At 60.2% G+C, this 8,431-nt stretch carries 8 protein-coding genes; 6 read left to right on the forward strand and 2 right to left on the reverse strand.

Features of this window, described 5'->3' with window-relative positions; all coding sequences use genetic code 11:
• Positions 1-323 (reverse strand): extracellular solute-binding protein (locus FY112_RS37570; RefSeq protein ID WP_246700643.1); only part of this gene is annotated, 323 nt, incomplete at its 3' end.
• Between the two features lie 179 nt (positions 324-502).
• Here FY112_RS37570 and FY112_RS09960 point away from each other — a divergent pair.
• Positions 503-1,519: a LacI family DNA-binding transcriptional regulator gene (locus FY112_RS09960; protein WP_151518304.1), complete on the forward strand. Its 1,017-nt coding sequence runs from the start codon at positions 503-505 to the stop codon at positions 1,517-1,519.
• 41 nt (positions 1,520-1,560) lie between these two features.
• Here FY112_RS09960 and FY112_RS09965 read toward each other — a convergent pair whose 3' ends face one another.
• The gene (locus FY112_RS09965) at positions 1,561-2,619 is read right to left on the reverse strand and encodes a LacI family DNA-binding transcriptional regulator (RefSeq protein ID WP_151518300.1); all 1,059 of its coding nucleotides are present in this window, start codon (positions 2,617-2,619) and stop codon (positions 1,561-1,563) included.
• Between the two features lie 144 nt (positions 2,620-2,763).
• Here FY112_RS09965 and FY112_RS09970 point away from each other — a divergent pair, with 144 nt between their 5' ends.
• The 5 genes from FY112_RS09970 to FY112_RS09990 form a co-directional block, all read left to right on the forward strand.
• A complete protein-coding gene (locus tag FY112_RS09970; RefSeq protein ID WP_151518301.1) occupies positions 2,764-5,085 on the forward strand; it encodes an alpha-L-rhamnosidase in 2,322 nt (773 codons plus the stop codon).
• 37 nt (positions 5,086-5,122) lie between these two features.
• Complete coding sequence (locus FY112_RS09975) at positions 5,123-6,406, forward strand: extracellular solute-binding protein (RefSeq protein ID WP_151518302.1); 1,284 nt, start codon at positions 5,123-5,125, stop codon at positions 6,404-6,406.
• A 66-nt stretch (positions 6,407-6,472) separates the two neighbouring features.
• Positions 6,473-7,351, forward strand: a complete 879-nt coding sequence (locus FY112_RS09980; protein WP_011654290.1) for a sugar ABC transporter permease — start codon at positions 6,473-6,475, stop codon at positions 7,349-7,351.
• Entirely contained in the window at positions 7,348-8,175 is an 828-nt protein-coding gene (locus FY112_RS09985) for a carbohydrate ABC transporter permease (RefSeq protein ID WP_131709641.1), read from the forward strand. The genes FY112_RS09980 and FY112_RS09985 overlap by 4 nt, the downstream gene beginning before the upstream one ends.
• Before the next feature lie 4 nt (positions 8,176-8,179).
• Positions 8,180-8,431, forward strand: a 252-nt coding sequence (locus tag FY112_RS09990) for an ATP-binding cassette domain-containing protein (protein WP_151518303.1), incomplete at its 3' end; no start/stop codon positions are given.

Here is an 8,431-nt window from a genome sequence, read left to right on the forward strand (position 1 = left end):
GAATAAGGCAAGCCCTTCACGAAGTCGGAGATATCCTCGAGACCATCCGCGGCGGCAAAGGTCGGGAGGTAGATCAGGTCGAGCACGGCGCCGTCAGGAGCCGCGCTGCCGGCAATCGCCGCACCCAGCTTCGGCACCATCTGCTCTGCCGTGATCTGGGTAACGTTGACCTTGTCGGCGTGCGATGCGTTGTATTTGTCGGCCAGTCCCTGAAGGACGGCGCCGGACGACGTGCGCACCCATAGGGTGATTTCTTCGGCGCCGGCGAGGGAAGAGCTTGCCAGCAGTGCAAGAGCGGTGATCGTCGTTTTCAGTCGAAGCATGCTTGTTCCCCTTTTTCTCGTTCAGGCCCAAGGCCCATCGGATGAAATGAAGTTAGATCAGAAATTTTTTGATGTCGACAGTCTGTGTGCATAAATCTGATGTGCGATTGATAAAACCTTTTAACAGCTCATTTTTTTCTGCTAAAAGCTTTTATCATGGATCGAACACGAGGCAGATGTTGAAGAATACGGGCGATCGGAGACGGACGATTTATGACGTGGCAAAGGCTGCGGGCGTCAGCATTTCGACGGCATCAAACGCACTGAACGGCACCGGCCGGACAAATGCCGAGACGCGCGAGCGGGTTCGGCGCGTGGCGGAGGAGATCGGATTTCGGCCTAATGCACTCGCTCGTGGGTTGCTGAGCAAGCGAAGCCATGCGATCGGCATGCTGACGAACGACACGTATGGCAGACTGACGCTGCCGATGGCGGCAGGGGTATCGGAGGTACTGGTCGATCACGGCGTGTCCGTCTTCCTCTGCGCCACGAACAATGATCCAAGGCTCGCCCAGTTGCACCTGGAGGCGCTTCTCGATCGGCAGGTCGACGGCATCATATTCACCGCGACGCGCCTCGATCTCACACCGCCAGTCCAGCTATCCCGCTTGCCGATACCCGTCGTCTACGTCTTTGCCGAGGGGCCGGCTGACAGCGTCACCTTCTTTCCGGATGACGAACAGGGCGCCCGCCTCGCCGTCGATCACCTGAAAGAACTCGGTCGATCGCGGATCCTCCACATCACCGGCCCGCGGGATTACCTGGCCGCTCGCATCCGCGCCCAATCCTATCTCGACGCCTGCGGCGACGGTGCCGAAGCGATGTTCGGCGACTGGTCGGAGGAATGGGGTCACGAAGCCGTCCAGACGGTGTTTGCCCGGCCCGGCCCAAAGCCCGACGCCATCTTCTGCGGCAGTGACGAGATCGCCCGCGGCGTCATCGACGCGCTGCGCGACCTCAATGTGGAGATTCCCACGGATGTCGCCGTGGTCGGGTTCGACAATTGGGAGGTCGTCGCACGGCAAACGCGCCCGCCGCTGACCACCATCGACATGGAGTTGAAGGAACTGGGCCATCGCGCCGGCCTGGCTATCCTCAGCCTCTCCAAGGGTGAACCGGTCCCCACCGGCATCATCAGATTGCCGTGTCGCCTGATCGTGCGGCAGTCTTGCGGCAGCCCCCTTCGATCCGACTGAAAACGACGGAAACGAACAGAGACGCGGCGACGCCGTCGCTATTATTTGTCCGTGGAATTGCCGGAACGGGTCAGGCTGTTGCGGCTGACCAGTGAGGGTATCTGGAAAATATGCTCGGAAGCGGTGCGGCCTTCTATTCTGGAAATGAGGGCTCGGGTTGCGACCTGGCCGAGCTCCCTGCCCGACTGATCGATGCTTGCGAGATTGACGAGGCCGAGTGCTGCGGTCGGCGAATTGTCGTATCCGATGACGGCGAGATCTTCGGGCACGCGCACGCCCATCTCCGTAGCCAGGCTCAGAAGGGTGATCGCGTCGAGATCGCTCCAGCAGAATACGGCGCGCGGCCTGTCCTTCCTCGATAGGAATTTTCGCATCGCCTCTTCCCGCTTTGGCGAAGCAATGGGAATTTTGCCGATCGCTGGCGAGGAGCCGAGCCCGCCACGCTGCATCGCCCGGCGGAACCCGATCTCACGTTGGCGGACGACGGAGACCGCGTGCCCCTGGCGCTCGCCAAGGCTCAGCATTTCGATATCGCGATAGCCGCCGGCCAGAAGCGCTTCGACGGCGATCTCGGCGCCGCGCTGATCGTCTGCGTTGACGGTATCGAAGGCCGTAGCGCTGGCATCGTGGTAACCGACCGCGACGATCGGTATCTGGACTGCGAACTTTGCGAGGATCTCCGAGGGCAAACGCGGCGCAACGAGGATAAGGCCGTCCATCTTGTAGTCGATCATCGATTCGATCAACGACGTCTCCAGCTGCAAGCGCGCATCGCTGACGCCGATCATCGCCTGGTAGTGCGAAGGCGCCAGCACCCCGTTCACGCCGGCAATCACCTCCGGAAGGAAAGGATTGCGGATATCGATCAGCAGCACGCCGATGGTGAAACTCCGGCCACGCAGCCCTCTAGCTGCCCGCGAGGGGCGATAGGCGAGTGTCTCGATGGCATCGGTTACCCTTGCGCGCAGCGCATCACTGACGCCATAGGCGTTTCGCATCACCTTGGAAACCGCTGCGACCGATACGCCTGCGTGAGCTGCCACGGTCCGGATCGTCACGCGATCGGTTCGTTGCGGCCTTTGTTTGTCTTCGATTGACATGAAATCTCTGGCTTGCTGCTGCGAGTCGTCAACAAGCGCCCGCAGAACTACCATGGCAGACTGGCAACCAAATTTCTATTGCGCTTTCGAAGAAAATGTAGAACGTTATATGGAGAACGTTCTACAATTCGTCGGGAGGACTTGATGAACTTTCAGCCGGCAGCCATCAGCGGCAACCTCGTTTCGCGTGCCTGGTCCGGGGACATGATCGCGCCGCTATCGGATGGCGGTCAGGGAACGGCCGCAAGCTTCGTCTCCAAGACTTTCGAACATGATGGCGCCAAGCTTCCCGTCGAGTTCTTTATCTCCGCACTTGGCCTCTATCGCTGCTTCATCAACGGCGTTCGCGTCGGCAGCGACCTCTTGACCCCAGGCTGGACGAACTACGACGATCGCCTTGCCTATCAGCGATACGACGTCTCGAACCTGCTCAAGCAGGGCCTCAACCGGATCGAGATCTGGCTTGCCGACGGGTGGTACCGGTCGCCTTTGATGTGGGGCGCCCAGGCGATCCCGAACTGCTGGGGCGACAGGATCGGCGCAATCGCGGATCTGATCGGACCGGATGGCACCGTTCTTTCGACCGACACCACGTGGCGAAGCGGCCTTCTGCCGATCCTGAAGTCGGGGATCTATTTCGGCGAAGTCTACGATGCCCGGCAGGAAAATTATGTCGAGACCCATGGCACGGAGAGATTGCCCTTCGACAGGGAACTTCTCGTCGCGCATGAAACTGCTGCGGTGCGCGAGTTGCGGCCACTCGCCGCAGTCGAAAGCTGGACCGACGATGAGGGCAGGACGATCTATGATTTCGGCCAGAATGCCGGCGGCTACATCAGATATACGGTCCGGGGCATTGCTGGCGCCGAAGTCCGGGTGGAGCATTCGGAAGTTCTCGGTCCCGACCGTCATTTCGACAATCGTAACTATCGCACGGCTACCGCGCACACCGTCTACACGCTGCGGGGAGATGGCGACGAGACCTACGCGCCGCATTTCACCTTCCACGGCTTCCGCTATGCCAGGGTGACGATCAAGGGCGATGCGAAGATCCTCGCAATCGCATCCATCCCGATCTCATCTGTGCCCGAGCCTGCCGGCGGTTTCACCTCGGGCAATGCACTGGTCAATCGCCTCGTCGAGAATACCATCTGGTCGCAGCGCGCCAATTTCGTCGAAGTGCCGACCGATTGCCCGCAGCGCGACGAACGCTTGGGCTGGACGGGCGACGCCCAGGTCTTTGCCGCAACCGCATGCTGGCTGAGCGACAGTCAATCCTTCCTGAGAAAGTATCTGCGCGATGTGATGGCCGATCAGCGCGAGGATGGCGCCGTCTCACATTTTTCGCCGGATCCAACGCGCTTACATCCGGCCAATTTCCCGGGCTATGCCGGCTCGACCGGCTGGGGCGACGCGATCGTCGTCATTCCCTGGGTACTCTACACCCATTACGGCGACCGGGCCGTTCTAGCGGAGTGCCTGGATTCCATGGTGCGCTGGGTCGATTTCGTCTGGTCGATCTCGGATGGTCCGCTCGTGCGTCCGCCCTCGCATTGGGGCGCCCGAGGCTTCACCTTCGGTGACTGGCTGCAGCCGGTCGGCGACAATCGAAAACCTCGTCCGACGATCGCCGACGACTGCGCGGCGACGCTCTACCACTTCATCTCGACCGACCTTCTGGTAAGGATCGCAGCCACTCTCGGCGAGCACGTCCTTGAAGAAAAGATGAAACAGCGCGTAAACGAGATCCGGCTGACATTCGCCAACGAGTTCATCACGCCGGCGGGACGGCTCGCGCACAACGACCAGACGTCCTATGCGTTGGCCTTCCTCCACGACCTGATACCGGCGGAGCACACGCAAGCCGCACAGCAGCATTTTCGGCAGGTGATCATCGATGCCGACTACAAGATCGGCACCGGCTTCATCGGCACGCCGGCCCTGCTGCCCGCGCTGACGAAGCTCGGCATGGACGATCTGGCCGAAAAAGTCTTCCTGCAGGAGGATGTGCCGGGCTGGCTCTACCAGGTGTCGAAGGGGGCGACGACGATCTGGGAGCGCTGGGATTCCATGGCGCCTGACGGCACCATCTACGAACCCGACATGAACAGCTACAACCACTATGCCTATGGCGCGGTCTGCCAGTGGCTATTCGAAAGCGTCGCCGGAATTTCGCCGAGCCCGAGCGCACCCGGTTTTGCCGAGGTGATCGTCGATCCGGCGCCGATTCCGTCCCTTTCGCCGGTTTCGGCCCATCATGATATCAGCCAGGGACGCATCGAGGCCGGCTGGCAGTGCGACGGCAACATGGTCACCTATGTGTTGACACTTCCGGAAGGCTGCATCGGCCGCTTCCGACCAGGAAAACGGCATCAAAACCCGTCGCTCAACGGCGAGCCCGTCGTCGAGGAAGCCGTTCTTGCCCCGGGGACGCACCGACTGGTCTTTTCCTTACCCAATTCTTGAGGAGCATACACGTCGCACCGTTCAGAGGAGGAACGTCATGGCACATCGGATAAAGCTCATTCTTGCGGGCGCGTCCGCACTTTTGGCACTGGTCGCGGCCGGTCCGTCGCATGCAGACACCACGCTGTCATTCCTGATCGACAATAACCCGGACACCGTCGCGGCGGCCGAGGCACTGGTTGCCGCCTATCAGACGAAGGCGCCCGACGTCACCATCGAAATCGAGCCACGGGCCGGTGGCGGCGAAGGCGACAACATCGTCAAGACGCGCCTGGCGACGGGGGAGATGTCCGATGTGTTTCTCTATAATTCCGGCTCGCTGCTTCAGGCGCTGAAACCCGCGCAGACGCTTGTCGATCTGAGCGGTCTTGCGTCGCAGGCGAAGGTGGACGAAGGTTTCAAGTCGGTCGTCCGCGCCGACGGCAAGCTCTACGGTGTTCCCTTCGGCACGGCGATGGCGGGCGGGATTCTCTACAACAGGAAAATCTACCAGGACCTCGGCCTCTCCGTTCCGAAGACATGGGCGGACTTCATGGCGAACAACGCAAAGGTCAAGGCATCAGGCAAGGTCGCTGTGGCGCAGACCTATCGCGATACCTGGACCTCGCAGCTGTTCGTTCTGGCTGACTATTACAACCTGCACGCGGCCGTGCCGAATTTCGCCGCAGACGAGACCGCCAACAAGGCAAAATACGCAGAGACGCCTGCGGCCCTGAAGGGCTTCGAACGGCTGAAGGACGTTCACGACGCCGGTCTGATGAACGAAGATTTCGGCGCGGCAAGCTACGACGATGGCCTGAGAATGGTGGCAACCGGCGAGGCGGCGCATTATCCGATGCTGAGCTTCGCGGTCGGCGCGCTCAAACAGAATTATCCGGAAAACCTCAACGATGTCGGCTTTTTCGCGCAGCCGAGCGACGATGCCGCAACCAACGGCTTGACGGTCTGGATGCCGCCAGCCCTTTACATTCCGCTGACCAGCCAGCACGCCGAGGAAGCGCGGAAATTCGTCGATTTCGCCGGAAGCGTCGAGGCCTGCAAGATCATGGTGGAAACCAATGCCGTTCAGGGGCCTTCCCTGATCGACGGCTGCGACCTGCCAGCTAGTGTACCGCCTGCGATCAAGGACATGCTCCCCTATTTCGAGGCCAAGGACAAGACGACCCCGGCGCTGGAATTCGTTTCGCCAATCAAGGGACCGGCTCTCGAGCAGATCACCGTCGAAGTCGGCTCCGGTATTCGCCAGCCGGCCGACGCGGCAAAGCTCTATGACGACGATGTACGCAAGCAGGCCAAGCAGCTCGGTCTTCCCAACTGGTAGCGGCCTTTCGGGTCAATGAACCTCGCTCCTAAAGGGGCGAGGTTCCGCCCGATTGAAGAGGTAGTCATGACCGAGACACGCCCCCGCTCGCGCAAATCGCCCTACCCGCTGTGGTTTTTCATTCCGGCCGCAATCATCTACGGCGTGCTGTTTCTGGTTCCCACGGTATCCTCTCTCTGGTTCAGCCTCACACGCTGGGATCTTTCGACGGCCGAATTCATCGGGCTCGAAAACTTTCAGCAGTTCTTTTCCGAACCATTCCTGGTCAAGGGACTGGTCAACACGCTGATCTATGCCGTGACGACATCCGGCCTGAAGACGGTCTGCGGGCTGCTGCTTGCCGTGCTGCTGACCAGCAATATCTTCGCCCGCGGCTTCCTGCGCACCCTAGTCTTCTTTCCCGTCCTGGTCTCGACGATCGGCATCGGCATCACCTTCACGGTGATGATGCATCCGACCAGGGGCATCATCAATGTCACGCTCGAGACGCTCGGCATTCCCGGCCCGGGATGGCTCACCAATCCGGCGCTGGCGCTTTTTTCGGTGGCTTTGGTCGATGTCTGGAAGGGTGTCGGCCTCGCCACCCTTATCTTCATCGCCGGGCTTGCCGCGATCAGCCCCGACTATTATGAGGCCGCGAGGATTGATGGCGCCACGCGCCTCCAGCAATTTTTCCGGATCACCCTACCGCTCGTGCGTCCCGCAACTGTCATCGTGGTGACATTGTCGCTGATCGGCGGGCTTCGATCCTTCGATCTGATATGGGCCATGACCCGCGGCGGGCCTGGTTTCTCCTCCGATGTGATCGCATCGGTCATCTATAAGCAGTACCAGGCGGGTTTCTACGGTCTGTCGACGGCCGGAAACGTCATCCTGTTCGCGCTGATCGCCGTAATCATCCTGCCATTCACCCTGTGGTTCAACCGGCGCGAGGTCGAAGAATGAGAAGCGTCCGCCCTTACGTGACCGGCGCGATAGCCCTTGCGGTGGCGGCCGTCATCTTCGTCATGCCTTTCGTTTTCGTCGCTCTCCAGGCGGTTAAATCGAAATCCGAAGCCTCTCGCCTCGATTTCGAATTGCCCAAGCATTGGCTGTTCTGGGATAATCTGATCGCCGTCTTCAAGGCGCGCGACTACCAGCTGGCGCTCGCCTATTTCAACTCCACCCTGATCACCGTCGCCTCCGTCACGATCCTGATCCTGCTTTCGGCGATGGTCGGCTATGTGATGCAGCGCCGCAAGACGTCATGGAACACGGTGGCCTCCATTGCCCTGTTCATGGGTCTGATGATGCCGCCGGCCGTCGTGCCCACCATCGGCCTTTTGCAGGAGATCGGTCTCTTCAAAACCATGACCGGGATGATCCTGATCCAGGTCGCCTATAATCTCTCTTTCTCGACATTGCTCTATCGGTCGTTCATCTCGACCATACCGCGCGACCTCGACGAGGCGGCGCTGATCGACGGCGCCAAACCCCGGCAGATCTTCTTCAGGGTGATCCTGCCGCTTCTGAAACCGGTGACGGTCACCAACATCGTCGTGCAGTCGATCGCGATCTTCAACGATTTCACCAATCCGCTCTACTACCTTCCCGGCAGGGAGAACGTGACGGTGCAGCTCACACTCTATAATTTCCAAAGCATGTATTCGAGCCAGTACAATCTCCTCTTCATGAACATCCTCCTGGTGACGATCCCGCCGCTGATCGTCTTCATCTTCTTCAACCGTCAGATCGTCGCGGGCATGACATCAGGCGCAGTCAAAGGGTAGCAGAATGGCCGAGCTCACTCTCAAACAGGTTCGCAAGAGCTTTGGCGCCCTTGAAGTCATCAAGGGGATCAATCTGGAGGTTGCATCCGGCGAGTTTGTCGTTTTCGTCGGCCCGTCTGGATGCGGAAAATCAACGCTGCTGCGGATCATCGCCGGCCTGGAAGAAACGACGTCAGGCACGCTGACCATCGGCGGCAAGGACGTGACCTATGCCGAACCCTCCGAGCGTGGCATTGCCATGGTGTTCCAGAGCTAC

Source organism: Rhizobium sp. PEPV16, from assembly GCF_008919455.1.
Lineage (GTDB): Bacteria > Pseudomonadota > Alphaproteobacteria > Rhizobiales > Rhizobiaceae > Rhizobium > Rhizobium leguminosarum_Q.

Coding starts and splice junctions, on each gene's coding strand:
- FY112_RS09970 (WP_151518301.1), top strand. CDS start 2,764: ATGAACTTTCAGCCGGCAGCCATCAGCGGCAACCTCGTTTCGCGTGCC.
- FY112_RS09985 (WP_131709641.1), top strand. CDS start 7,348: ATGAGAAGCGTCCGCCCTTACGTGACCGGCGCGATAGCCCTTGCGGTG.
- FY112_RS09975 (WP_151518302.1), top strand. CDS start 5,123: ATGGCACATCGGATAAAGCTCATTCTTGCGGGCGCGTCCGCACTTTTG.
- FY112_RS09965 (WP_151518300.1), bottom strand. CDS start 2,619: ATGTCAATCGAAGACAAACAAAGGCCGCAACGAACCGATCGCGTGACG.
- FY112_RS09980 (WP_011654290.1), top strand. CDS start 6,473: ATGACCGAGACACGCCCCCGCTCGCGCAAATCGCCCTACCCGCTGTGG.